21 protein-coding genes are annotated in these 23,968 nt (G+C 68.3%); 7 read left to right on the top strand and 14 right to left on the bottom strand.

What is annotated here, in order from left to right:
- Nucleotides 1-91: 91 nt before the first annotated feature.
- Entirely contained in the window at nucleotides 92-1,069 is a 978-nt protein-coding gene (locus tag ACFVWG_RS06380) for a LysM peptidoglycan-binding domain-containing protein (RefSeq protein WP_391542097.1), read from the bottom strand.
- Between the two features lie 109 nt (nucleotides 1,070-1,178).
- Complete coding sequence (thiO, locus tag ACFVWG_RS06375) at nucleotides 1,179-2,321, bottom strand: glycine oxidase ThiO (RefSeq protein WP_391542096.1); 1,143 nt, start codon at nucleotides 2,319-2,321, stop codon at nucleotides 1,179-1,181.
- A 42-nt stretch (nucleotides 2,322-2,363) separates the two neighbouring features.
- On the opposite strand from thiO, the gene thiE reads away from it, so the two are divergent.
- From thiE to ACFVWG_RS06360, 3 genes are read left to right on the top strand one after another with little or no spacing between them, the layout of a single operon-like run.
- Nucleotides 2,364-3,026 carry a thiamine phosphate synthase gene (gene thiE, locus ACFVWG_RS06370; protein ID WP_391542095.1) on the top strand — a complete coding sequence of 221 codons (663 nt, stop codon included), beginning with the start codon at nucleotides 2,364-2,366 and terminating at the stop codon, nucleotides 3,024-3,026.
- A complete protein-coding gene (locus tag ACFVWG_RS06365; RefSeq protein ID WP_391542094.1) occupies nucleotides 3,023-3,445 on the top strand; it encodes a ribonuclease domain-containing protein in 423 nt (140 codons plus the stop codon). The genes thiE and ACFVWG_RS06365 overlap by 4 nt, the downstream gene beginning before the upstream one ends.
- Nucleotides 3,442-3,867: a barstar family protein gene (locus tag ACFVWG_RS06360; protein WP_391542093.1), complete on the top strand. Its 426-nt coding sequence runs from the start codon at nucleotides 3,442-3,444 to the stop codon at nucleotides 3,865-3,867. The genes ACFVWG_RS06365 and ACFVWG_RS06360 overlap by 4 nt, the downstream gene beginning before the upstream one ends.
- Here ACFVWG_RS06360 and ACFVWG_RS06355 read toward each other — a convergent pair.
- A complete protein-coding gene (locus ACFVWG_RS06355; RefSeq protein ID WP_391542092.1) occupies nucleotides 3,864-4,967 on the bottom strand; it encodes a polyprenyl synthetase family protein in 1,104 nt (367 codons plus the stop codon). The genes ACFVWG_RS06360 and ACFVWG_RS06355 overlap by 4 nt on opposite strands.
- 24 nt (nucleotides 4,968-4,991) lie before the next feature.
- Between ACFVWG_RS06355 and metF the strand changes: the two genes are divergently transcribed.
- Together metF and ACFVWG_RS06345 are read left to right on the top strand one after the other, a co-directional pair.
- Nucleotides 4,992-5,909 (top strand): methylenetetrahydrofolate reductase [NAD(P)H], encoded by a 918-nt coding sequence (gene metF / locus ACFVWG_RS06350; RefSeq protein ID WP_391542091.1) that lies wholly within the window; start codon nucleotides 4,992-4,994, stop codon nucleotides 5,907-5,909.
- Between the two features lie 16 nt (nucleotides 5,910-5,925).
- Complete coding sequence (locus ACFVWG_RS06345; protein ID WP_391542090.1) at nucleotides 5,926-6,456, top strand: SixA phosphatase family protein; 531 nt, start codon at nucleotides 5,926-5,928, stop codon at nucleotides 6,454-6,456.
- A 24-nt stretch (nucleotides 6,457-6,480) separates the two neighbouring features.
- On the opposite strand, the gene ACFVWG_RS06340 is transcribed toward ACFVWG_RS06345, so the two are convergent.
- From ACFVWG_RS06340 to ACFVWG_RS06330, 3 genes are all read right to left on the bottom strand, one after another.
- Complete coding sequence (locus ACFVWG_RS06340) at nucleotides 6,481-7,614, bottom strand: sugar ABC transporter substrate-binding protein (protein WP_391542089.1); 1,134 nt, start codon at nucleotides 7,612-7,614, stop codon at nucleotides 6,481-6,483.
- Between the two features lie 80 nt (nucleotides 7,615-7,694).
- On the bottom strand, nucleotides 7,695-8,693 hold the full coding sequence (locus ACFVWG_RS06335; protein WP_391542088.1) for an ABC transporter permease: 999 nt from the start codon (nucleotides 8,691-8,693) through the stop codon (nucleotides 7,695-7,697).
- Nucleotides 8,690-10,237, bottom strand: coding sequence for a sugar ABC transporter ATP-binding protein (locus tag ACFVWG_RS06330; protein WP_391542087.1), 1,548 nt, complete (start codon nucleotides 10,235-10,237; stop codon nucleotides 8,690-8,692). Before ACFVWG_RS06330 ends, ACFVWG_RS06335 begins: the two co-directional genes overlap by 4 nt.
- Nucleotides 10,238-10,396: 159 nt before the next feature.
- Between ACFVWG_RS06330 and ACFVWG_RS06325 the strand changes: the two genes are divergently transcribed.
- Nucleotides 10,397-11,038, top strand: a complete 642-nt coding sequence (locus ACFVWG_RS06325; RefSeq protein WP_391542086.1) for a PadR family transcriptional regulator — start codon at nucleotides 10,397-10,399, stop codon at nucleotides 11,036-11,038.
- On the opposite strand, the gene ACFVWG_RS06320 is transcribed toward ACFVWG_RS06325, so the two are convergent.
- Genes ACFVWG_RS06320 through ACFVWG_RS06305 form a run of 4 tightly spaced genes read right to left on the bottom strand, consistent with a single transcriptional unit; the run spans nucleotide 11,035 to nucleotide 15,611 of the window.
- Nucleotides 11,035-12,144, bottom strand: a complete 1,110-nt coding sequence (locus tag ACFVWG_RS06320; RefSeq protein ID WP_391542085.1) for an FAD-dependent monooxygenase — start codon at nucleotides 12,142-12,144, stop codon at nucleotides 11,035-11,037. The genes ACFVWG_RS06325 and ACFVWG_RS06320 overlap by 4 nt on opposite strands.
- Nucleotides 12,145-12,154: 10 nt before the next feature.
- A complete protein-coding gene (locus ACFVWG_RS06315) occupies nucleotides 12,155-13,450 on the bottom strand; it encodes a DUF3500 domain-containing protein (protein WP_391542084.1) in 1,296 nt (431 codons plus the stop codon).
- A 41-nt stretch (nucleotides 13,451-13,491) separates the two neighbouring features.
- Nucleotides 13,492-14,706, bottom strand: a complete 1,215-nt coding sequence (locus ACFVWG_RS06310) for an aldolase/citrate lyase family protein (RefSeq protein ID WP_391542083.1) — start codon at nucleotides 14,704-14,706, stop codon at nucleotides 13,492-13,494.
- Complete coding sequence (locus ACFVWG_RS06305) at nucleotides 14,703-15,611, bottom strand: hypothetical protein (protein WP_391542082.1); 909 nt, start codon at nucleotides 15,609-15,611, stop codon at nucleotides 14,703-14,705. The genes ACFVWG_RS06310 and ACFVWG_RS06305 overlap by 4 nt, the downstream gene beginning before the upstream one ends.
- Before the next feature lie 174 nt (nucleotides 15,612-15,785).
- Here ACFVWG_RS06305 and ACFVWG_RS06300 point away from each other — a divergent pair, with 174 nt between their 5' ends.
- On the top strand, nucleotides 15,786-18,137 hold the full coding sequence (locus ACFVWG_RS06300) for a CocE/NonD family hydrolase (protein WP_391542081.1): 2,352 nt from the start codon (nucleotides 15,786-15,788) through the stop codon (nucleotides 18,135-18,137).
- A 15-nt stretch (nucleotides 18,138-18,152) separates the two neighbouring features.
- On the opposite strand, the gene ACFVWG_RS06295 is transcribed toward ACFVWG_RS06300, so the two are convergent.
- The 4 genes from ACFVWG_RS06295 to ACFVWG_RS06280 form a co-directional block, all read right to left on the bottom strand.
- Nucleotides 18,153-19,595, bottom strand: coding sequence for an alpha/beta hydrolase (locus tag ACFVWG_RS06295; RefSeq protein WP_391542080.1), 1,443 nt, complete (start codon nucleotides 19,593-19,595; stop codon nucleotides 18,153-18,155).
- Between the two features lie 19 nt (nucleotides 19,596-19,614).
- A complete protein-coding gene (locus tag ACFVWG_RS06290; RefSeq protein WP_391542079.1) occupies nucleotides 19,615-21,831 on the bottom strand; it encodes a HelD family protein in 2,217 nt (738 codons plus the stop codon).
- A 92-nt stretch (nucleotides 21,832-21,923) separates the two neighbouring features.
- Nucleotides 21,924-23,231, bottom strand: coding sequence for a phytoene desaturase family protein (locus ACFVWG_RS06285; protein WP_391542078.1), 1,308 nt, complete (start codon nucleotides 23,229-23,231; stop codon nucleotides 21,924-21,926).
- Nucleotides 23,231-23,842 (bottom strand): DUF4126 domain-containing protein, encoded by a 612-nt coding sequence (locus ACFVWG_RS06280; RefSeq protein WP_391542077.1) that lies wholly within the window; start codon nucleotides 23,840-23,842, stop codon nucleotides 23,231-23,233. Before ACFVWG_RS06280 ends, ACFVWG_RS06285 begins: the two co-directional genes overlap by 1 nt.
- Nucleotides 23,843-23,968: the final 126 nt, after the last annotated feature.

Genomic DNA, 23,968 nt, shown 5'->3' with positions numbered 1-23,968 from the left:
CTACCTCTGCTCCAGAGAGTGTAGATAAGGCTCAAGGCCGACAGCGCCAGGCGCACCGCTGCCGGCCTCAGGTGGTGTCCGAGTCAAACGATCACTTGAGCGGGTTCCAGCCCTTCTCGAACTGACCCTTCAGGCGCAGCACGCTCTTCACGTACTGCTTGGTGTCGGGGTACATGCCGTTCTTCCGCACCCCGCCGAGGCCCTGGTAGTAGCCCGCGACCGCGATGTCGAGCTTGGCGGCACCGGTGAGCCGGTCCAGCAGCACCACTCCGGCGGTGATGTTGTCCTGGGCCTTGAGCAGGTCCAGGTCGCGTCCGACGATGCTCGACGAGAACCGTCCGGTGGACGGGATCACCTGCATGGCGCCGATGGCGTTGGCGGGGGAGACGACGCGCTGCTTCCAGCCGGACTCCTGCCAGCTCACGGCGAGCGCCAGTTCCGGATCGACGCCGTACCGCTTGGCCGTCTTGATGATGAGCGTCCGCATCTGCGCCCGGCTCGGGAGCTTGCGCTTCTTGAGCGTGGCCCGGTTCCGGTCCGCCTGGGCGACTATGTGGTCGGCGTAGGTACGGCCGGCGAAGGTGTTGTTCTTGGTCGCCTTCGGCTTGGCTTTTGCCTTCACCTTGAGCTTGACCGGGACCCGGAGGGTCTTGCCGGCGTAGATGCGGTCGCTGGACCGCATCCGGTTGGCCGCCAGCAGGTTGGCCTGGGAGCACCGGAAGCGCTTGGCGATCTTGGAGACCGTGTCGCCCGGCTTGACGACGTACCTGCTCATGCGGAGCTGAGAGCGCTTGGCGGGTGCCTTGGCGGCGGTCCGGCTCTTCGGCGCGGCCTTGGGTGTGCCCGGCAGCTTGATGACCTCACCGGCGTAGATGGCGTTGCCGTTGCCCGGGAGCTTGTTCAGGGCGACCAGCGTCTTGACGCTGGTGCCGTAGCGGCTGGCGATGTGGCTGAGGGTGTCACCGCTCTTGACGGTGTAGGCGCCGAAGCCCGGCGACCCGGCGGTGATCACCCCGGCCACCAGTACCGGGACCGCGATTCCGGTCAGTACACGTACGACGTTCCGCATATCCATCTCCCCGTGTCACGTCACTTGACCGTAAGTGCTGGTACGGATGTGACAACAGAGGCGAATGGGGTGATTGTTACGCCTGTAACTCAATGTTTATATTGTTTGGTCAGAACTGACCGAAACGGCTCCGCAAAAAGGGTTTACCGAGATCCGGGAGGACGCCGGTGCGGACGGTCTCGCCGATGATCGCCGCGGTGATCGGAGTCAGCAGCACGCCGTTGCGGTAGTGACCAGTTGCCCAGAGCAACCCTTCGAGGCCGGACGGCCCGAGGATCGGCGCGTTGTCGGGAGTGGCCGGCCGGAGCCCGGCGATCGTCTCCACCAGTTCGAGTTCGTCGGTCACCGGGAGCACGGTCCTTGCATCGCGCAACAAAGCGAACACCCCACCGGCGAGCACCCGGGTGTCGTAGCCGAGCTCGTTGCTCGTGGCACCGATCACCAGCTCGCCGCCGGGCCGTGGGACCAAATAGACGGAAAATCCACGGGCCGTCGCACGGACGGTGTGATTGAGTGCCGGGCGATATGCCTCGGGTACGCGCAGCCGCAGTACTTCGCCTTTGACCGGGCGGACCGGAGCCCGCAATTCCGCGGGTACTCCATTCAGTTGTGCCGACCACGGTCCGGTCGCGGCAATCACTTGACCAGCATGTACGGCGCTCCCGTCCGCGAGCTGGACGCCGATTGCCGTCGTACCGGCGGTGATGACGTGGGAGACGCTCTGGCGGATCAGGGTGACGCCGGAGACCTCCACTGCGCGGAGGAGTGCGGTGACTGCCTGCCGGTTGTCGACGGAGTGGTCGCCAGGGACCCAGACGCCGCCGGAGACACCAGTTGCCAGTAGGGGCTCACGTTTACGTGCCTCACGACCGGACAGCACCTCCACTGCCAAGCCGAGGCCACGCTGGTACTCCGCGAGCCTGCGTAGCTCGGCGGCGTCGTCAACGTCGTACGCGACCGACAGGGTTCCCGTCTGGTGCAGTCCGGCGGACAGACCGGTCGCTTCCTCGAGTCGGGCCGCGAACCCGGGCCACGCTTCGACACCGGCCAGGTTCAGCGCGAGCAGGTCGTCCTCGCCGTACTCGACCTCGGTGACCGGGGCGAGCATGCCGGCGGCGACGATGGAGGTCTGTGCGCCCGGAGTCGGGTCGCAGACCGTCACCTGCAGACCGTCCGTGGCCAACTGCCAGGCGATCGCCAGACCGATCAGCCCACCGCCGATTACCACCACATCAGACGTGTGCTCAGGCATGCCGTCAGCCTACGTCCGGTACGACGTGGCAGGCTGTGCCGTGTGACTGAGTCCACGGACCGCCTGCAGACTGATCGCCTCCGGGATGCCCGCCTGTACCTGTGCACGGATGCACGCGAGAAGCAGGGTGACCTCGAACAGTTCCTGGACGCTGCCCTGGCCGGCGGCGTCGACATCGTGCAGCTCCGTCAGAAGGACATGGAGGCTGCTGACGAGCTTGCGGCGCTGGAGGTGTTCGCGGACGCCTGCAAGCGGCACGGCAAGCTGCTGGCGGTCAACGACCGGGCAGACATCGCCTTCGCCGCTGGGGCCGACGTACTGCATCTAGGACAGCGTGACCTGCCAGTGCACGCGGCGCGTGGGGTGGTGGGACCGGAGCCGATCATCGGCCGGTCCACGCACACCTTCAGCCAGGTGAACGCGGCCGTGGCCGAGCAGGGGTCGGAGTACTTCTGTGTCGGTCCGACGTGGGAGACGCCGACCAAGCCGGGGCGGCAGGCAGCCGGGCTGGAGCTGGTTTCGTACGCTGCAAGCCGTCAGCAATCAAAACCCTGGTTCGCGATCGGCGGTATCGATCTGGTCCGGCTGGACGAGGTAGTCGAGGCCGGCGCGACCCGAGTGGTCGTCGTACGGGCTATCACTGCGGCTGACGACCCAGGTGCGGCCGCCGCGGAGTTCAGCCATCGTCTGCGAGGTCTCGGGTGAACAATCCGAAGACGGTACGCATCGTCGCGGCCGTGGTGATCGCGATGCTGGTGCTCACGCTGGCCGCCTCACTGTTTGGCTGCTCGCCACAGAAGCAGCCGTCCGCGACACCGAGTGTCGATCCCGTCAGCGGCCTGCGGTACGTCGCAGTGGCCGATCTGCCCAAGGAAGCTCGGGACATGCTGAAGCTGATCGACAAGGGCGGCCCGTACCCGTACAGCCGCGACGGTGTGGTCTTCGGTAATCGCGAGAAGATCCTGCCCAAGCAAAACAACGGCTACTACCACGAGTACACCGTGAAGACGCCGGGGGAGAGCGACCGCGGCGCCCGGCGGATCGTGACAGGCAAGAGCGACGAGCGCTACTACACGGACGACCACTACGTGTCGTTCCGCCGGATCGCGGAGGACAACGGATGACCGACCTGCGTGCCTTGCTGACCAAGGGCCTGCGCCCCGGCGTCTACCGCTGGCAGTCCGCCCACACGACCGACGAGGTACGCCGTGAGGTCGCTGCGGCCGGCTGGGACTTCGTCCTGCTGGACACCAGTGACATCCACGACAAAGCAGGCTTCCTGGACCTCTGCGCCACCGCCTTCGACTTCCCGCGCTGGTTCGGCCGCAACTGGGATGCCCTGGCCGACTCACTCAGCGACCGCTCGACCGGTGAACCCGAGATCGTCCTGTGGACCGGCCTGGAGCACCTGCTCGAACACGACCACGACACCGTCGACGTAGCCCTGCAGATCCTCACCGAAGACACCACCAACTCCGGCCAGCTCCGAGTCATCGTCAAAGACCCGCCGAAAGCCGACCTCCTCAGCGCACTGCCGGCGCTTTAGAGCACGCGGGAGGTTGCGGCGATCGCGAGGTCGGTCAGGCCCTTTCGAGCCGTGTCGTCGGCCAGCTGAGCGCGGTCGAGGGCATCGAGGGCGTCTTCGGTGCGTTCGGTGATGAGGTCCTCGCAGGCTTGGACTGCGCGGGAGTCCTGGAGGATCTCGCGCAGGAGCTGGATCTCCTCGTCGTCGAGGTCGGGGCGGCCGAAGAGGCGGTCGAACTCCGCCAGCTGGACTTCGGAGGCGTGGTCGACGGCGTAGGCGACCAGGACGGTTCGCTTGCCTTCGCGGAGGTCGTCGCCGGCAGGCTTGCCGGTCAGAGCCGGGTCACCGAAGACGCCGAGCAGGTCGTCGCGCAGCTGGAAGGCCTCACCGATCGGGCGGCCGTAGGCCGAGAGGGAGTCGATCAGGGGCTGGTCGCAGCCGGCCAGTGCCGCACCCACGTGGAGTGGGCGCTCGACCGTGTACGTCGCTGCCTTGTAGCGAAGGACTCGCAGAGCCAGGTCCATGTCGGACTCGCCACTGGCTTGGGCGACGAGGTCGAGGTACTGGCCAGCGGTCACCTCAACTCGCACCGAGTCGAAGAAGCGGGAGGCCCGAGCCAGGGCGGCGGCGTCGAAGCCGGAGGTGTGCAGGAGTTCGTCTGCCCAGATGAGGCACAGGTCGCCGAGCAGAATCGCCGCACCGACGCCGAAGTTCACCGGATCGCCACCGCGGCCGGACGTCTGCGAGCGAGCCCGCTGTAACGCTTCGAAACGGCGGTGTGCAGCCGGAGCGCCACGCCGTACGTCGGAGGAGTCCATGACGTCGTCGTGGACCAGAGCGCTGACGTGCAGCATCTCCAGACTGGCTGCGGCGGTGAGGATCGGCTGGGTCAGGTCACCACCGGCGGCCCGGAACCCCCAGTAGCAGAACGCCGGCCGGAGCCGCTTGCCACCGCTGGTCGCGTCCCGAGCGGCCTGCACCACCTCGGCCAGCTCCGGCCCGATGTCGGTCAGTCGCTGCTGCTGAAGGTCCAGGAAGCCTGTCAGCGCACGCTGTACCTCGGCGGGGATGTCCACTTCGCCATACACGTCTCGGAGCGTAGTCGGTGCCTGCGCGGGCATCGACAGCGCGGGTAACCTTGGCGCATGGCAAACGGTCTTCCCTCGACGCTCCCCGGCAGCACACCGACTGTCCGTGAGCTGCTGGCCAGCGGAAGCCGTTCCTTCTCCTTCGAGTTCTTCCCACCGAAGACTCCGGAGGCGGAGGAGGTGCTGTGGCGCTCGCTGCGCGAGATCGAGCAGCTGCGCCCCACCTTCGTCTCCATCACGTACGGCGCCGGCGGGACGACCCGGGACGGCACCATCCGCGTCACCGAGCGAGTCGCGCAGGACACCTCCCTGACGCCGATCGGTCACCTCACCTGCGTCTCGCACTCCCGTGACGAGCTGCGTTCGGTGATCGGTGCGTATGCCGGTTCCGGCGTCCGGAACATGCTGGCGCTGCGGGGCGACCCGCCTGGCGGTCCGAACCAGCCGTGGGTCGCGCACCCGGAGGGTCTGAACCACGCGGTCGAGCTGGTCGAGCTGATTCGTGAGCTCGGCGACTTCTGTGTCGGAGTGGCGGCGTTCCCGGACAAGCACCCGGAGGCCTCGTCACTGGAGGCGGACGCGCAGGTGCTCGCGGCCAAGGCACAGGCCGGTGCGGACTACGCGATCACCCAGATGTTCTTCGGTGCGGACGACTACTTCCGGCTGGTCGATCGGGCCGCGGCGCTCGGCTGTGACATCCCGGTGCTGCCGGGCATCATGCCGGTGACCAACATCAAGCAGATCCAGCGAATGGCCGAGCTGACCGGGATGGCGCTCCCGACGGCCGTCACCGAGCGACTGCTGGCGGTCGAGGAGGACCCGGCCGCGGTGCGGCAGGTCGGTGTGGAGCTCGCGACCGAGCTGTGTGAGCAGTTGCTGGCCGGTGGAGCACCGGGCATTCACTTCATCACGCTGAACCGTTCGACGGCCACCCGGCAGGTCTTCCAGAACCTGGGCAGCCACGTCCACTCCTGAGCCCTATTCTGGTCGGATGGCTGATCCGTCCGACCTGTTGGTCGACCGCACTCTCGTCCTGCTCCGGCACGCCAAGGCGGTCCCGCCGGAGTCGATGCCGGACCCGCAGCGGCCGCTGGCCGACCGCGGTCGCGCGGACGCCGCCGCGGCCGGTCGCTATCTGGTTGCCCAGGGCATCGAAGCGGACCTGGTCCTGTGTTCACCGTCGCAGCGCACCAGGGAGACCTGGCAGTACGCCGCCGAAGCCGGAGCGACCGCCACGGACGTCTGGTACGACCGACGGATCTACAGCGCCGGCACGGACGAGCTGCTCGACGTACTGCACGACACTCCGTCCGAGGCACGCACGGTGATCATGGTCGGGCACGCGCCGGGCATCCCGTGGCTGGCCGACGAGCTCGCGCTGGACGGCACCAGCCCCGAGCGCGTCCAGCTCACCCAGAAGTACCCGACTTCCGGTCTGACCATCCTGCATCTCACGTGTCGCTGGACTGACCTCGCGGCCGACGACGCCGACCTGACGTCGTACGTCGTCCCACGCGGCTGAGTCCCCTCCTGAGCCAGGCTTGTCCTACGGCAGCTTCCAGAGCTTCTTGAACTGTGCCTCGTAGCCCGCGGGGAACTCCGGTTGCGCCGAGGACAGCTTGGCGTCGGTGGTCAGCCACCACTCCGGGGCGTCCGCCGAGCTGTAGACATCGCCGTTCCCGTCCACCACCTCTCGCGCGATCGCGTCGACGATCTGCCACCCCTGTACGGCGAGCGGGTTGCCCGTGTATCCGGTCGCATCCCCCTTCTGGAGTTCGCCGATCTGCGCCTCCAGCGGGGAGTCGCCGTAGATCGCGATGCTGGGCAGGCCCGCCGCCTTGAGAGCCGCGACCAGGCCGTTCTGCATCAGGCCGGCGGCGCGAATGCTGATGGTGTTCGTGTCCGGGTGGGCCTGCAGGTAGGAGACCACGAGCTGTGGGACCTTGCCGGAGAAGAGATCAGCGGCGGCGATGTTCAGGTTGTCGAAGCTGCAGGACGAGCAGTACTCCTCGAGGGTCGAGGCCACGGCGTCGTCGGTTGGCTTGAGGATGCTGGAGTAGACCGGCGCCGTCACGTTGACGACGTGCGCGGCCTTCCCGGACTTCTCGGCGGCTGCCGCGATGCCGAGGCCGATCATCTTGCCCCGGGTGACACCGGCCACCAGTGCGGAGTTGACCTCGGCCGAGATCCCCGCCGTACCAGGCTTGTTGCCCGTCGCGGCGCCGACGACGATCACGTGCTTGTCCGCGGCCGCCTTGAGCCCTTCCTTGATCGCCGCGGCATCCATCGCGACGAAGGCCACGGCATCCGCACCCGCGTTGACGGCCGAGAGCATGGCCGAGTTGAGAGTCGCGGGGTTGGCCGCATCCCAGGTCTGCACGTGCGCCGTCCAGCCGAGTTCCTTCGAGGCAGCCTGGAACCCCGAGTAGATCGTCTGCGACAGGCCGATCCCGTCGGAGAGGAAGTACACCTGCTTTCCCTGCGGCGGAGTCTTCGACAACGGCTTGCTGACCGGAAGAGCGGCCGGAGGCTGAAGGTAGGGGGCCAGCGCCGTCTGCGCCTTGGTACCGGACGGCCCGGCCCCGCCACCAGCAGCTGTTGTTCCGGTCCCGCTACCGCAAGCAGTCAGCAGAGACGTCGCAGCGAGGACGGCAATCGCCGCCGAGATTCGGATGGGCATGCGCTGAGCTCCTTGGTTCTTGGTGGTGCGAAAGGACAGTGCCGGTACGTCGAAGTCGTGGGCAGCCGGGTGATCGCGGGCTACTGCCGGCGGCGGCGCGCGGCGAACGCCACCGCGAGCAGCAGGACCGCCCCGTTGAAGAAGTCGGCGACCCAAGGCGTGGCGCCGATGAGCTGGAGACCTTTGATCCCGGTACCGATGGCCAGCGCCGACACCAACGAGCCGACGACGTTGACGCGGCCCTTGAACTGGGTGCTGCCGAGGAAGACGGCCGCGATGACCGGCAGCAGGTACCCGGTGCCGGTCGTGTCCGTGGCCTGGCCGATCTTCGCGGCCAGGACGACGCCGACCGCCGCGGCCACGCCCGAGGAGGCCAGGATCGCGGTCACCTGGAACCCCGACGCCCGGATCCCGGTCAGCCGCGCTGCCTCGATGTTGCTCCCGACGGCCAGGATCCGCCGGCCGGCCGGGGTGTGCTCGAGAACGAGGTAGCCGGCGACGCCGAGGACGACGGCGTAGCCGAAGGGGCGCGGGAAGGGACCCCAGTACCCCTGACCGAAGGCCGCGAAGGAATCACTGAACTTTCCGGTCAGCGTCGTGCCCGCGGTGAGCTTCATGGTCAGCCCCGTCGCCACGCTCATCATGCCGAGCGTGGCGATCAGGCTGTCCACCCGTAGCCAGGTGACGAGGAACGCGGTCACCAGCGCCAGCCCCGCGCACGCCGCGATCGCGATCAGCGCGCTGGGCAGGATGCCGAGGCCGGTGGTGATGCTGAGCTTGGTCACGATCACCATCGACAGCCCGGCCATCGCCGCGAAGGACAGGTCGATGACGCCGGCGGCGAGTGCGAAGGTCAGGCCGACCGCCAGGGCGCAGGTGATGGCTTGGTCGGCAAGCACCGTCTTGACGGTGAGCTCGGTCAGGAAGATGTCGGGTTCGAGGACACCGAACAGGACGATGACGCCGGCCCAGACCAGCAGGATCACGTGCCGGTCGAGCCACCTGAAACCACTGCGGACGGCATCCGGCGTACCGCCGGACCGGGTGCGGAGGGTCTTCACAGCATGGTCCTCGGTCATGGCTGCTCCTTGAGCGTCAGCGAGTCGATCCGATCCCGGTCGAGCTCGGCACCCCGGACCTCGGCGGCGACCTCGCCGCGGCGCATCACCAGGACGCGCGTGCACAGCCGGACGAGCTCGTCGTTGTCCGAGGAAGCGACCAGGACCGCTGCCCCCTCCTGCGCGGCCTGCCGGATGCGGGCGTGGATGACGCCCGCGCTGCTGACGTCCACGCCCTGCGTCGGTTCGTCGAGCAGGAGAACGGCGGGAGTGGTCTCCAGGCTGCGCGCCAGCATCACCTTCTGCTGGTTGCCGCCGCTGAGTCGCTCGATCGGCATGGCCGGCAGCCCGGGCCTGATCCTCAGTTGATTGATCCACTGGAGGGCGATCTCGCGGCGCCGGCCGGAGTCCAGTACGACGCGACCGTGCGCCGGGATCCGTGCCAGGGTGAGGTTCTCGGCGACATCGAGGCCGGGGAAGATGCCGTGCTCGCGTCGCCGGGCGGGCAGCAGGGACACTCCCCGGCGTACCGAAGTGCCTGGCCGGGCCGGCGGCAGCGTGCGCCCGGTGACGAGCACCTCGCCGGTGCGGGGGAGCCCGCCGAAGACGGCCGCGGCGACCTCCTCGCGGCCGGAGCCGGTGATGCCGGCGATCCCGACGATCTCACCGCTGCCCACCTCGAGATCCAGGGTCCGGATCGTCCGCGAGCCGAGCCCCCGAACGGTCAGGGCCGAGCCGGCCGGGTTCCGCGAGCCGGCCGGGACGGGAATCGCCAGGTCCTGCTGGGCTTCCGCGCCGAGCATGAGCGCCACGAGGTCGTCGGACGAATCCACTGCGGACATCGGCTTCGCCGCGACGACCTTGCCGTCCCGGAGCACCGTCACGGAGTCTGCGTGGCGCATCACTTCCTCGAGGTGATGGGTGATGAGCAGGGCTCCGATACCGCCTTCCAGCAGGCGTTCGAGGACGGCGAACAGGTGGTCGGCCTCCGAGGTGTTGAGATTGGCCGTCGGTTCGTCGAGCACGACGAGACAGGTCCCGTGCCCGCGCCGCGGCGCGACCGCACGAGCGATGGCGACACCGGTCTGTTCGGCCATCGCGAGCTCCCGGACAGGACGGCGTACGTCGATGTCGTACCCGATCTGCTCGAGTAGCTCCCGGGTCTGCTGGTGCGTCGCCCGCCAGTCGATCCGGCCGGACCGGCGACGGCGGTAGCCGACATCCAGCGCGACGTTGTCGGTGACGCTGAGGTCGGGGATCAGGCCGAGGTCCTGATGGATGAACTGGATCCCGGCGGCGTCGGCCGAGCGCGCGTCGCCGAGATCGAGCGGAGTGCCGCGGACAGTGGCGCTGGATCCGGCGTCCGGCCGGTAGAACCCGCTCAAGCACTTCACCAGCGTCGACTTGCCCGAGCCGTTGTGCCCGATCAGCGCTCGCATCTCGCCCGGCAGCACCTGCAGGCCGATGTCGCTGAGCACCCGCACCGCGCCGAACGTCTTGGCGAAGCGTTCGAGCTGAACGACGGGGCGAGTCCGCTGATCGCCTGCCGGCATCGCCACGCTCATGCTGGCCTCCGTCTCCCGCAGATCGGCCGGCGGTCTCCCCGAGCCGGCGGGCCGAACGTATGATGCGGCGCAAATCATGTCAATAGTGACATTCAAAGAGTTACATCTTCATTTCGCCTGACGGCGCGAAATGCAGCCGGATTATGGCAGGATGTACATGTGTCTCTGCGCTACGCGATCCTGGGAACGCTCTCCACCGAGCCCAACTCCGGCTATGACCTCGCCCGGCAGTTCAACCTCGGCCTGGGGTGGTTCTGGTCCGCGTCCCACAGCCAGATCTATCCCGAGCTGCGCCGGCTCGAAGAGGCCGGACTCATCGAGGGGGCGGTCACGACCGTCGGCGAGAAGCTCGAGAAGCGCGTCTACGCCATCACCCCGACAGGTCTCGCCGAGCTGGTGGCCTGGGTCTCGAAGGCCCCGCAGTACCGGCCCAATCGCGATCCCGAGCGGATCCAGCTGATCTTCTCCGACCTCGCCAGCTCGCAGTCCGTCCGAAGCCATCTCGAGTTGCACGTCGAGTACTACGTCCGACGGCGTGACCAGGTGCGCCAGACGCGAGACCTGATCTCGGCCGGCAAGCATGCCCGGGTCCAGCAACGGGTGGCCGGCCGGACCCCCGCACAGCAGGCCTTCACACTGCTGCTGCGGGAGATCGCCTACGACGGCGAGGTGGAGCGCGCCGAGCTCGAGATCGCCTGGGCCCAGCGCGCCCTCCGGGCACTCGACGCGTACGAACGGCGCTATCGCGACCAGCACAGCCCGATGGTCAGCGTCGAGCCTGTTGAGCTGGGCTCGCCTTAAATGGGCTCGGCCAGTTTCGCGAGGGCACGCTCGACCACGGCGGTCTGCTGTTCCGGGGGAGCACCCTCCTGCTCCAGGCGCCCGATCTCGATCGAGCTGTCGACGACGTACCGGCAGCGCTCTTCTCGTCGTCGCAGGAAGGCGTTGAGCGCCGCAGGTACGTCGCCGTGACTCGCCAGCTCCTCGGCCAGGACCAGAGCGTCCTCGACCGCGATCCCAGCCCCTGAAGCCAGCTGAGGCGTCGTGGGATGGGCGGCGTCGCCGATCAGCGCCACCCGGCCGGAATGCCAGGGCGCGGGCAGGTGAAAGGCCTCGAGTGGACGGAACACGATCTCGGTCTCGGGCGTGACCTTGGCCCGGATGTCGGCGACGATGCCGCCGTAGCCGGCCAGCAGCTCGACGAAGGTCTCGTAGAGTTCGCCGGGTTCGCGGAACTCCTGCGCGGTCCGCTCGGCGACGAAGAGGTACATCTGGGTCGCCGAGACCGGCGTGAAGCCGACCTTGGCGGGGCCGCCGAGGAAGTAGTGCCGCCGATCCACGTGATCCGGCCGGTCGGTGAGGATCCGCCACACACTCTGGCCGGTGTATTCCGGCTCGGGCGCGTCGGGGAAGATCTGCCGTCTCGTCCGCGAGTAGATGCCGTCGGCCCCGACGACAAGGTCGTAACGACCGGTGCTGCCGTCGCTGAACCCGACATCGACGAATCCGTCGCCCTGACGCAGGCTGTCGACCGAGATTCCCAGCCGGACGCCGATCCCGGCATCCAGGATCCGGCCCGAGAGGATCTGGTGCAGCACCGGCCGCAGGATGCCGCCGCAGCCGGCCACCCCGGCTTCGGCGGGCATCGGGGTCGGCACGTCCCAGAGCGGCTCGCCAGCCACGGAGCACACGCGGATCCCGTGACCGACGTACCCGCGGGTCCGGAGTTCTTCGTAGACGCCGAGTTCGCTGAAAGCGCGCAAGGTCGCACCGGCGATGGTGATGCCGGCGCCGTACACCCGCCAGAGTGGGTCGATGTCGATCAGCTCGACATCGATGCCGTGCTGGTCGAGTGCGATCCCGGCCGACATCCCGCCGATGCCGGCCCCGACGACGAGGACTCTCACCGGCCGCGGCTCATCGGTTGCCGCCGGCATCGACCTGGTGGGCCATCGAGCCGCCGTGGTGGAGTGCGTAGTGCTGGGCGAGCAGGTTCTTGGCGTAGTCGTTCCCGTTGGGTTCGCGCACGATCGTGTGGACGTGGAACCGGTCGGGCTCGGGGTTGGCGAGGAAGACGCCCGGATGGTTGTCGTACTCCACCAGCAGGACCGGCGAATGGATGCGGTAGTAGAAGGCGGCCTCGTCGTCCTGGCCGCCCCGCCAGATGAAGCGGGTCTCGTCGAAGTGCCGGACTACCTGGTCGAGCTTGGCTTTGGCGTGCTGGCCGGGCATTCGGTCGAGGTAGACCCGCAACAGCTCGACGAGGCGGTCCTGCTGGCCGCTGGTCAGCTCGTCCGCGCGGATGCCTTCGGGCGGCAGCACGAGATTGTCGGCACCGGCACCACCCAGATGCCGGCCGTTCCAGGGGCCGGCCAGCTCCGGCGGCAAGGCGGCCGCGGCGATGGAGCTGCTGAGCAGGAAGCCGGGCTCCTGGGCCGGGTTCAGCGACCTGCGAAAGTCCAGCCCGCGCTGGGTCTCCTCGTCGAGGGCCCGGACGCCACGGTGCACACCGGTGACGGCGACGGTCGGCTCGGCGCCGATGAAGACGGGCGCGAAGACGAGCTGGCTGCCGACGAAGACGCAGTGCAGATCGATGTGATGCCCCATCAACTGCCATCCCCACGGCTCGCCGGACCCGGGATCACCGAAGACGGTGAACCAGTAGGCGAACTCGGTCAGCGTGTCGTTGTAGTCGTCGACGAGCTCACCCAGCGCGCCGTTCAGCTTCATCGCGGCCCGGACCAGGGTGAACCCGGCGGGGCTGAGACTGGCCTCGATCACGTCCAGCGCGCGTCGGCGCTGACCTTCGTCGAGCCGCTCCAGCCGCATGCCTTTCGGCATCCAGGTCGGGATCGCGTTCGTCCACAACCGCCAGTCCGCGGAGTCCATCGGCAGCTGGGCGATCGTGAGCTGGTACGGCGCCAGTACGTCGAGGTAGGCGCGCGCCGCGGACATCGCCGCCAGCGGCCGTTCCCCCGTGTCGGCGAGGGAGTACAGGCCTGGTCGCGGCGAGCCGTCAATGGTGATGCCGACAAAGGGATCCTGGTAGTGCCGCTCTCCGGCCGAGAGCTCGAAGGCAGGAACCTCGGGCAGCAGATCGGTGTAGAGGAACGAGTCGACGAGCGGTAGCGCGCCCTTCTCGGCGGGCAGCGGGAAGCGCGAGCGGTCCGGGAGGTCGCCGGTGTCGTGATCTCCGGCAGTGAGCTCTGTCATCGCTTGGCTCCTTCGATGGTGTTCCGTGCATGGGCGTGGGGCTACGGGGCCGGGACGGTGAGGGTGTTGTTCTCCGGGAGGAACTGGGCGACGATCCGCCGGTCGTCGATCAGCCATCGACCGTCCTGATGGACGAAGTCGTCGTACACGTCGGCGACCAGCGCGGGGGACATCTGGCGCCGGGGCGCCGCCCCGTCCTCGGCGTACAGGACGAGCGCCGAGAGCGCGTGGGCCGATCGCTCGCCGACCTCGAGGAAATGCAGGTTGGTGACGAGGTGCCGCGAGACCCGCGGTCCACGGGCGTGCCGCGACCGGTAGAACTCGTCGATCGCCGCCCTGCCGTGCAAGGCGCTGCCGGTGATGGTCAGGGAGGCTTCTACGGTGAAGTGTTCAGCGACCGCAGCGCCGTCGGTGTGGTCGATCTCGAACCAGACCTCGGTGACGAGTCGCGTCAGCTCGACCGACGCAGTCAGCTGGTCGGCCGTCATCGACGTGGGGCCTGGCCGCACCGGGCCGGCCGAGGCCGGTTCGGCGGTCCGCGCGGCGAGTACCGCTTGCGCCGTACTGCGGTGGAGGTGGCCGACGTCCGTGCCGACCAGCACCAACTGGTAGCCGCGAGCGAACCGGAGGGCGGCTTCGGCGCCGTCGGCAGCGCCGTCGGCCAGCACGAATCCGCCCGCGTGGCAGACCGCCTCGGCCTGCTTGATCCTGGCCCGGAGTGCGGGCACGTCGACGGCCATCCCGGTCGAGGCGGCCAGGTCGACCTCGCCGATGAAGACGGCGTCGATGCCGAGTACGCCGGCGATCGCGCCGATGTTGTCGAGCCCCTCGAGACTCTCGATCTGGGCGACCACGCAGACGTCCGCCCCGGTGCCCAGATAGTCGGGCAGGGACGTCTGTCCCCAGCCACCGGCGCGACCGGAGGGACTCGCTCCCCGCTGACCGAGCGGCGGAAATCTGATCGCCTGCACTGCCTCGCGCGCCGCGGCGACATCGTCCACGTGCGGTACGACGATGCCGGCCGCACCCGCGTCCAGGACCGGCTGGACATCACGGGCGGTCCGGCCGGGCACCCGGACGAACGGCCGGATGCCGCGGTCTCGGGCGACGCCGATCATCCGGGCGACGGTCGTCAGGTCGAGGGTCGCGTGCTCCAGGTCGATGACCACCACGTCGAGCCCGGCCGCGGCGAGGACCTCCACGACTTCCGGGGCCGGGAACTTCACCCACGTGCCGACGAGATTCCCGGCAGTCATGACGGATCGCCCGGCTCGGGGTAGTCGGCGGCGTTCAGGACCCAGCCCTGGGCGAGGAAGTCCGCGCGCGGCGGGGCGAAGACGTCAACGAGCTGGTGAAGTCCCTCGCCGACGCCCTGCGTGGTGTGGACCACGGGCGGCGGGATGATCGTCACCGACGGACTCGTGACCAGGTGATGCTCGTCCTCGCGCCAATCGGCCAGCCGCGGGGTCCAGGGCGTGCGCAGGTGATGGACGAAGTCCCCGGCCAGCGTGATCGAGCCCTGTTCGAAGTCGTCGTGAGAATGCGGCGACAACCTGGCCGGATCACGAGGCTGGTGCTCGTCGGCGAACCAGTTGACCATCAGGGTCGAGGACCGGAAGATCCGCCCGAGCCGGCCGGGCGACACCGGTACGTCGGCCAGTCGGTGGACGCGAAGGCCTGGCCTGTTCGTCATTTCGGGTGCCGGCAGTCGCCGTACTGTCGGGTCGGCGGTCCGGTAGGAGCCCGCGTTCCGTGCCCGGGCTACGACCTGGTCCATGTGAGCCGAGAACAATCTGACGATCAGGGCATCGGTACCGGCCTGGAGCCGGCTCGATCCTGGGGGCACGATGACGACCGACGGGTCGGCGACTTCCACCGGACCGTCGTCCTCGTGCGATACGCGAACGGCTCCGCTCTGCACGAGCACGATGTGCTCCTCGGGGAGCGATGCCTCGGCCAGTTCGTCGCCGGTGACGAGCGCCGTGACCTCGAGACAGAAGTTCTGAGCTCGCACGAGCCACGAGCGGGTGCCGTTCCGCAGTACTCGATCGGGTTCTTCCGCCGACAGCTCGAACACCTCGGCCGGACGCGGAGCGGTCGCCTGCGGGGCCTGGCCGGCCAGCACCGCGCGGGGATCACCAGGTGGGTACGCCGCCGTCACCGCGACCTCCTTCTGTCGGACCGAAGGCCAATCTGCTCTGCCGGCTTCAACATGTCAAGTCTGTCATAGGTATCGGGGAAGTCTCATCGGCTGGTGAGGCCTTGACCAGTAATTCTTTACATGTCAGTCTCTCGCTGCATCGCGCCGTATCCACCGAAGAATCGAGATGCCTCGATGAGCGAGCTCGCTCCCTCTCCGGAACTGCCCACCGCCTACCGCCGCGAGGCCACCCACTCCGGCCTGGTGAGCGAGCCGGATGTCTACGTCGCGATGCGCGACGGGGTGCGGCTCTGCGTCGACGTGCACCGCCCGGTCACCGACGAGCCGTTGCCGGTGCTGCTGGCGTTCTCGATCTACAACAAGGAACTGCTGTCGCCGGAGGCGACGACACTGCCGCCGCAGCCGGCGTGGTCACCGCTCTGGATGGGCCCGACCGAGGCCGGGGACACCCGCTTCATTACGTCCCGCGGCTACGTCCATGTGGTCGGCATGCCGCGCGGTATCGGCAAGTCCGAGGGCGGCGGCTCGCGTGAGTTCGACTCCTACGACCTGATCGAGTGGATCGCCGCCCAGCCGTGGTGCGACGGCAACGTCGGGATGATCGGGATCTCCGGCTTCGGTGCCGAGCAGATGCACGTCGCCCGGCAGAATCCGCCCGCACTGAAGGCGATCTTCCCCTACGACCCCCGCGGTGCCTACGGGACGCTCGGCGGCTTCCGGGAAGAACACCCCGGCGGCGTACTGAGCCTGTTCCGCTACCTGGTCGGCCACTTCGGGGTGTTCCACCAGGACAAGGGCGCGCCGGGGGAGTTGCCGCCAGCCAGAGACGCGCTGTGGCGCGAGGCGATGGCGAACCCCGACTACCGGATGTTCGGACACATCCTCAACGTGCTGAGCATGAAGGGTCAGCACATGCCGGCCGTCTTCGAGACCCTCATCGATCCCTTCGAACAGCCCGGCACGGTCGAGCGCAGCGAGGCGGAGTTCGGCAACATCCGGATCCCTGTCTACACCGGGGCCGGCTGGTACGGTTACACCTACAAGACCCACCTCCAGGGTGCCCAGAGCTACTGGCGCAACCTGACGAACATCCCGAAGAAGCTGCTCTTCCTCAGTCACACCCATCTCGAGCGCCCCTTCCACGGTCTGCACCACGAGATCGTCCGCTGGTACGACCACTGGCTGAAGGGCATCGACACCGGCATGCTCGACGAGCCGCCGGTTCGGTACTGGGTCAGCGGCCTCAACGACTGGCGGACCGGCACCGACTGGCCCCTGCCGGAGACGCAGTGGACGAAGCTCTACCTGACCAGCTGGGAACGACTGCGCAGCCAGGAGTTCACTCCCGGCTCGGCCGACGATCTCATCCCGCCGGACTCGTTCGTCCAGATGCCACTCACCCATACGCGTCAGGTCGCGAAGCTGCGGTTCCTGACCGACCCGCTGCCCCGCGACGTCCTGATCGCGGGGCCGGCCAAGCTCAAGTTGTGGGCATCGATCGACCAGGACGACACCAACTGGATGGTCGTCCTCAAGGACGTCGGACCTGACCCGTCGGTCCGGACCGCGCGCGAGGGGGAGTTCGAGATCCCCTCCGGCCTGCCGGAGCGTGAGCTCAGCCGTGGCTGGCTCAAGGCGTCGAACCGGGCCCTCGACCAGGACCGCAGTACGCCGTGGAAGCCGTTCCACCGACTCACTCGCGAGGCCGCGGAACCCGTTGTGCCCAACGAGATCGTGGAATACGACATCGAGGTCCTGGCGACTGCGAACCTCTTCCGCGCCGGTCATCGGATCTGTCTGGAGATCACCAGCATGGACCGGCCGACCGGCGTCGCCGGTGCCACCGACGTGGAGTACGTGCCGTACCACATCAGCAGTTCCCGGACGACGCTCCACCACGTCTTCCACGACACCGAGCACCCCTCGCACTCCTCCTCCCGGTCATCCCCGACTGACCGTTCCCCCTCTGAAAGGGAGCAGCCAATGGCAGAGAACCTCGTCGCGTCGCTCGAGCTCACCCCCGCGCCCAGCACTCGCAAGATCCGGCGTGTGGTGACCGCACTCAACAGCGACAACGAGTCGGTCATCGCCATCGACGACATCAGCCCGCACGTCAGTTGCCAGGCGGGCACAGACCAGTTCGTCGTCACGCAACTGTGGCGAACCATCCAGACCCCGGTGGGCAACGAAGGTCCGGCGGTCGACCTCCCGGCCGAGCCGCTGCCGGTGGCTCCGCCACGCGAAGGCTCGGTCTTCCGGACGGTCGAATTTCCCCCGGACTCCGTCTGGCGGCCGGCGGGATCCGCCGGTGAAGAGATGGCCCGCCGGCAGATCCACGCCACCGACTCCCTCGACTACTGCATCGTCCTCAGCGGCGAGATCTGGGCGGTGCTCGACGCGGAGGAGACTCGCCTGTCCGCAGGAGACGTCTTGATCCAGCGCGGCACCAACCACGCCTGGTCCAACCGCTCGGCCGCTCCCTGCGTCATCGCCTTCGTCCTGGTCGGTGGCAAGGCGGCCGGCTGACGGCTCCTTCGTGGCTCAGGTGCTGGCCGGACAGGTTGTGTTGGCCGGCAACTGTCCGGTGAGCAGGTACTTCTCCGCCCGGCTGTTGACGCAGTCGTTCTGCTCGGTCAGGTACGCCGCGTGGTTGCCGTCGTTCTTCAGCAGCATCCGTGAGCCGGGCAGGACCGCCTGCATCCGGCGTGCGCCGAGCAGCGGTGTCGCCGCGTCGTAGCGCGGTTGGATCAGCAGAATCGGCGGCACCTTCGCGGAGCCGATCCGGCGCTGCGGTACTGGTCCCGTCGGCCAGAACATGCAGGGCGCGGTGAACCACGTGTTGCCCCAAGCGACCAGTGGCGCCCGGCGGTCCGAGACCGTGGTGTCGAGGTGCACTCTGGTCCAGCTGCGCGGCCAGCCCGGGTCTGTGCAGCTGTAGGCCAGCATTCCTGGGTCCACCGTCCCCAGTCCGTACTGGTCGACGAGCGACAGCAGGTCGTCTGAGTGGCCCTTGCGGAGCTGGACGACCGCATCGGCCATAGACGACCACAGGCCGTCGCTGTACAGCGCTCCGACCAGAGCGTCGTCCACCTCGTTGATCCCGGCCCGTCCGCCCAGCGGCTTCTTGGCTGCGTCGGTGCGCACCTTCTGCCAGCTCGCCTGAACCGCCTTAGCTGTCTTGCCCAGGCGGTAGGTCTTGTCCCGCGCAGCGATCCACTGGAACATCGCATCGGCCCGCGCCTGGAAGCCGGCGTTCTGCGCGAACGTCTGCCGGTACGTCGAGGTCAGCGGATCGACCACGCTGTTGAGGATCATCCGGCCGGTGTGCTGCGGGAACATCGTCGCGTACGTCGCACCGAGCTTGGTGCCGTACGAGTAGCCCAGGTAGTCGATCTTGTCCCTACCCAGCGCGATGCGGATCCGGTCCAGGTCCCGCGCCGCGTTCTCGGTGGTGATGTAGGGCAGCAGGTCCTTGGCCTTACGACCGCACTGCTCTGCGGCCTCCTTCGCCTGCTGCACGCGCGCCTGCTCCTGTCGAGCAGTGGCAGGCCGGTACGGCGCGGACGGGTGCTTGCCGAACTTACTCAGGTCACCACAGTTGACCGGCGTGCTGTCCCCGACTCCGCGCGGGTCGAAGCTCAGAACGGCGTACTGGTCGTAGAGCTTCTGCGACAACGACACCCGGATGCCCTGCTCCATGCCGATCCCGGGGACGCCTGGTCCACCGGGGTTCGTCAGCAGGACGCGGGATGCTGTCAGGTCGCCGACGCGGGAGATGGTCAGTGTGATCGGCCGGCCGTTGGGCTTCGCGTAGTCGAGTGGGACTTTCAGCGTCGCGCACGTGGTCTGCCGGGCGGCTCCGGAGTCCAGTGGGCAGTCGCCCCACTTGAGCTTGACCGGTGCGGCTGTCGCGGGAACTGTGAGCTGCGCGGCCAGCGATACGACGGCAACGCCGATCGCGGCCGCGCGCAGAACCTTCGGCAAGACAAGCCAGCTTTCCTCGTTAAGAGGCGCGGGCGGGCAGCCAATGGGTTGTGCTGTTCACAGTAATCATCCGCTGGGTCGCCCGGGTCAGCACGACATATAGCGCCCGAACACCGCCCAGCGTGTCGCTGACGATCCGGTCCGGCTCGACCACCACGACAGCGTCGTACTCGAGGCCCTTGGACTCCAGTGGGGTCAGTGCAACCACTCTAGGGTCCCCGAGCTCGGCCAGCACGCTCTCCACAGCCGGACGCTGTGCCGGCGTCACGATGACGCCGACCGTGCCCTCGACGAGCTGCAGGAGCTCGGCTGCCGCATCGCCGGCGGCCTCGGCGATCTTGCCGGCATCGAAGATCCGGTGCTCGGGGTCGATCCCGGTCTGACGCACTGCGTTCGGCAGGTCGGCATCCGGCAGGGTCTGGCGGATCACCTCACCGGCGAACGCGTAGATCTCGGCCGAGTTCCGGTAGTTGGTGGACAGCCGGAAGCTGTGCCGCTGCAGGTGCGACAGCATCGAGTCCATCGCGGCACGGGCCTCGTCCGGGTCCGGCCAGGAGCTCTGGGCCGGGTCGCCGACGATCGTCCAGCTGGCCTGCGGGCCGCGCCGGGTGACCATCCGCCACTGCATGGGGGACAGGTCCTGCGCCTCGTCCACCAGGACGTGCGCGTAGTCCTCCGGCTCCTCGGCCTCGCGAGCAGCCGCCGCGCGGGCACGGCGCTCCGAGGTGGTCAGCACCTCGTTCACACCGTCCGACAGACCTTCCAGCCAGTCGAACTCTTCGTCGCGGACCTCCTGGACCGGCGGACGACCCAGGGACGTGCCGAGCTCGTCCAGCAATGCCACATCGGCGACAGTGAACTCGTCCGTGCCGCGGATCGCCGCAGCCAGGGTGTCGATCTCGACCGGCGTCAGCTCGTTGCGGGCCCAGCGCTGCAAGCGGCGTGCGTCGCCGAGCCAGCGCAGCACGGCCTCGGGCGTCAGCACGGGCCACCACTGGCTGAAGAACGTCCGGAACGCCGGAGTGTCGGTGACGCGGTCACCAAACGCTTCACGGTCGGCGTACACCCCGGTGCGCAGGTCCTCGGGGAACCGCTGCCACAGTGCGGCTACCAGACCCTTGCGGGCCTCACCGGCGGCTCGGTTGCGCGGCGTCCGGCGCAGCGCGTTCCGGCGTACGTTGTCCAGCTGGTTGGTGTCCACCTCGACGGTGGCACCGCCGATGAAGACCCGCAGCGTGGTCGGTGCATTGGGCACGCGGTCACGGGCAGCGCGCGACAGTACGCCGCTCATCCGCAAGGAGCCCTTGATCGCGGCCGCATCGGCGTCGTCGACCGTAGTGGCCTTCACACCGTCCACCAGCTCACCGACGGCGCGCAGTGACACGGTGTTCTCACCAAGGCTCGGCAGGACGCGCTCGATATAAGCCATGAAGGCAGCCGACGGACCCACGACCAGTACGCCGCCACGCTCGAACCGGCGGCGGTCGCTGTAGAGCAGGAACGCCGCGCGGTGCAGGGCGACCACCGTCTTGCCAGTGCCCGGTCCACCACCGATCACGGTGACGCCGCGGGCAGGTGCCCGGATCGCCTTGTCCTGCTCGGCCTGAATGGTGGCGACGATGTCGCGCATCGTGTGACCGCGAGCCCGGGACAGCGACGCCATCAGCGCGCCCTCGCCCATCACCGGCAGATCCCCCGGCGCACGCTCCGGCGCGAGCAGGTCGTCCTCGATGCCGATGATGCGCGGACCCTTGTTCCGCAGCACGCGGCGGCGGACGACCTTCAGCCGGTCCGTTCCGGTCGCGCGGTAGAACGGCTCCGCGGCCGGTGCGCGCCAGTCGATGACGAGTGGCTCGTACTCGGCGTCACGGACCCCGATCCGGCCGACGTACAGCTTCTCGAGCTCGCTCGCGGCCGCAGCGGCCGGCTGGTCGTCGCCATGGTCGGAGTCGAGCCGCCCGAAGACCAGGCCCTCGTGCTCCGCGTCCAGCTCGGCGATCCGGCGGGCGGCTGCGAACACCAGCACGTCCCGCTCGTACAGGCCGGTCTGCTCCTCGTCACGGACGCGGCCCACGTTCTGGGCCTGGGCGCGCGCGTGACCGTCTACGGCGATCCGGGATGCCGATCGAGCCGCTACGTCGACCCGGCCGTACACCAGGTCAACGTGCTGTTGCTCAGCCGCCAGCTCAGCCCGCTCGACATTCTCGTCATCGGCCGGCAGGGGGGTTTGATCCACCGAGATCCTCTCTACCGCCGGGCACCACCCCGACACGAAACACAGGAACGACCAATCTTACGGCGCTGTGTTGAACCAACAGCCGACGGGGCTCAGGCCTTCCCGATTGCGTCAGCAACTATGGCTGCGCCCAGGGTGGTGGCGGGTACGCCGGATCCGGGGTGGGCGCCGGCTCCGACGCAGTACAGGCCTTTGACGGGGGAGACGTTGCCGGCCCGGCGGCGGGCGGTCCGGTAGCCCTCCCATGCCACTCCGGCCCACCATGACGGGGACACCTGGCGGGAGACCACCTTGTCCCGGATGTGGAGACCACGAGCGACCAGCAGATCCAGTACGTCGTCCGTGGGGTAGCCGTGGACGAGGACCGACCAGGCCTGGTGTCCGGCCGGTGCCTGACCGCCGGTGCGCACCACGACCGTCGGCGTACCGTGCAGGACGGTCTCGAACGGCAGGGCCGGTAGAGGCTCCTGGAGACCGAGGTGGACGACGTACGCCGCCTGGGCTTGGTGGGTCGCCAGAACGCGCTTGCGCACCTTCTTGGCTGCTGAGTCGTCGACCAGTTGTCCGTAGAGCACCTGTGGGTCGATGTCGCTGACTACGACATCTCCAGCCAACTCCTCGCCGTCAGCGAGGCGGACGCCGGTCACAGTGCCGCGGTTTGTGGTGACAGCGACGACGGTGGCGTTGGTGCGGACAGTGATCTTGCGTTCGCTGGCTCGCTGTACCAGTGCGTCAGCGATCGCACCGAAACCGCCGGGGATGGTCCACCGGCCGAATGTGCGCTCCAGGTAGGACCACACTCCGACATAGCCGGGAGTGAGTGATGCATCGGATCCGCCTTGGGCGGCGAAGTGCCGCAGTACGGAGCGGGCCCGCTCGTCGGACAGGTGGCGCTGGGCGACCTTCTCCAGGGACTGCCACGGCTTGAGCGCGCGCACTGCGCTGAGAGGCAGCTTGCTCTCCAGCGGCGGTTCGAGTGACGTCTTGCGCAGTAGCTGCCACGTGTCGCCGTAGCCGTCGACCAGATCGGTCCACTGCTGGGCCACTGCTGCACCGGCCAGGTCGGTCCAGGCCTCGTGCTGGGTACCGCGATCATTCAGCGGCAGGTCGAGCACCGAGCCGTCAGCGAACATGTGCCGACGTGCGTCGAGCACAGGCTCCAAGTTGACGAGACTCTCGATCGGGCGGCCGCTCTTGCGGAACAGGTCGCGCAGGGCGGCCGGGAGCGTCGTACTGGCGGCTCCGGCATCCCACTGGAAGCCGTCGGCCTCGATGCGGCCGAGGACACCGCCCAGCCGCTCGTCCTGCTCGCAGATGGTGACGCTATGCCCTTGCTTGGCCAGTCGCACGGCACTCGCGAGACCGGCGAGGCCGGCCCCGATGACGATCACGTCGGACATCAGGCAGCACTGCTCCCGGTCGCTGGATTGCCGCGTTTGTCTCGCCAGGCCTTGAACCGCAGCCAGCCGCGCCGGATGAACCGGAAGGCGACGTACACACCGATCAGCCCGAGCAGCAGCAGGACCGCGGCGATGATGAGCGCGATCTCCGGGTGGAAGGCCGCCAGTGACATCACACCGGCGACGGCGACGTCCTCACCGGAGGAGGCAGCGATGTTGGTGACAGGCTCGGGGGAGGTGTTGATCGCGAGCCGGAGGCTGGACTTCACCGCATGCGAGAGCAGTGCGGTGAGACCGCCGGTGGCCACGATCACCGCCTGGTGAAGGGTGCCGGCCTCGCCCGACATCAGCGCCGCGATGACGGCTCCGACGGTCGGCCGGATCACGGTCGAGATCGCGTCCCAGGCCGAGTCGATGTACGGGATCTTGTCCGCGACGAACTCGAAGGCGAACAGCACGGCGGCGGCGATCAGCACGCCGTTGCCGGTCAGTGCGGTGGGGACGTCCTCAGCTCCGGCGAACCGGCCGAGCAGCCCGAGAATCAGCACACAGGCGTAGGCGTTGACCCCACTGGCCCAGCCCGCTGTGAACGCCAACGGCAGTGCTTCCACCTGGATACCTTTTCGTCAGAATCGAACCTCTGAAGGGCGAGTCTTGGTAAACCGTTGACATCGCGGGTCGCCTCGACTAACAGTGATCAGAATGCCAGCCTGTGTGACCGGCAGCCCCGCCCTCGG

This window comes from Kribbella sp. NPDC058245, assembly GCF_042882005.1.
In the GTDB taxonomy this organism is placed as follows: Bacteria; Actinomycetota; Actinomycetes; order Propionibacteriales; family Kribbellaceae; genus Kribbella.
The sequence above is the reverse complement of the archived record's forward strand: the minus strand, read 5'-3'. Positions and strand labels throughout refer to the sequence as shown.

Excerpts from the sequence above, each read along its gene's own strand:
- ACFVWG_RS06330 (WP_391542087.1), bottom strand. The coding sequence starts at position 10,237 with ATGAGCGTGGCGATGCCGGCAGGCGATCAGCGGACTCGCCCCGTCGTT.
- ACFVWG_RS06335 (WP_391542088.1), bottom strand. The coding sequence starts at position 8,693 with ATGACCGAGGACCATGCTGTGAAGACCCTCCGCACCCGGTCCGGCGGT.
- ACFVWG_RS06340 (WP_391542089.1), bottom strand. The coding sequence starts at position 7,614 with ATGCCCATCCGAATCTCGGCGGCGATTGCCGTCCTCGCTGCGACGTCT.
- ACFVWG_RS06315 (WP_391542084.1), bottom strand. The coding sequence starts at position 13,450 with ATGACAGAGCTCACTGCCGGAGATCACGACACCGGCGACCTCCCGGAC.
- ACFVWG_RS06310 (WP_391542083.1), bottom strand. The coding sequence starts at position 14,706 with ATGACTGCCGGGAATCTCGTCGGCACGTGGGTGAAGTTCCCGGCCCCG.
- ACFVWG_RS06380 (WP_391542097.1), bottom strand. The coding sequence starts at position 1,069 with ATGCGGAACGTCGTACGTGTACTGACCGGAATCGCGGTCCCGGTACTG.
- ACFVWG_RS06360 (WP_391542093.1), top strand. The coding sequence starts at position 3,442 with ATGACCGACCTGCGTGCCTTGCTGACCAAGGGCCTGCGCCCCGGCGTC.
- ACFVWG_RS06285 (WP_391542078.1), bottom strand. The coding sequence starts at position 23,231 with ATGTCCGACGTGATCGTCATCGGGGCCGGCCTCGCCGGTCTCGCGAGT.
- thiO (WP_391542096.1), bottom strand. The coding sequence starts at position 2,321 with ATGCCTGAGCACACGTCTGATGTGGTGGTAATCGGCGGTGGGCTGATC.
- ACFVWG_RS06345 (WP_391542090.1), top strand. The coding sequence starts at position 5,926 with ATGGCTGATCCGTCCGACCTGTTGGTCGACCGCACTCTCGTCCTGCTC.
- ACFVWG_RS06355 (WP_391542092.1), bottom strand. The coding sequence starts at position 4,967 with ATGCCCGCGCAGGCACCGACTACGCTCCGAGACGTGTATGGCGAAGTG.
- metF (WP_391542091.1), top strand. The coding sequence starts at position 4,992 with ATGGCAAACGGTCTTCCCTCGACGCTCCCCGGCAGCACACCGACTGTC.
- ACFVWG_RS06300 (WP_391542081.1), top strand. The coding sequence starts at position 15,786 with ATGAGCGAGCTCGCTCCCTCTCCGGAACTGCCCACCGCCTACCGCCGC.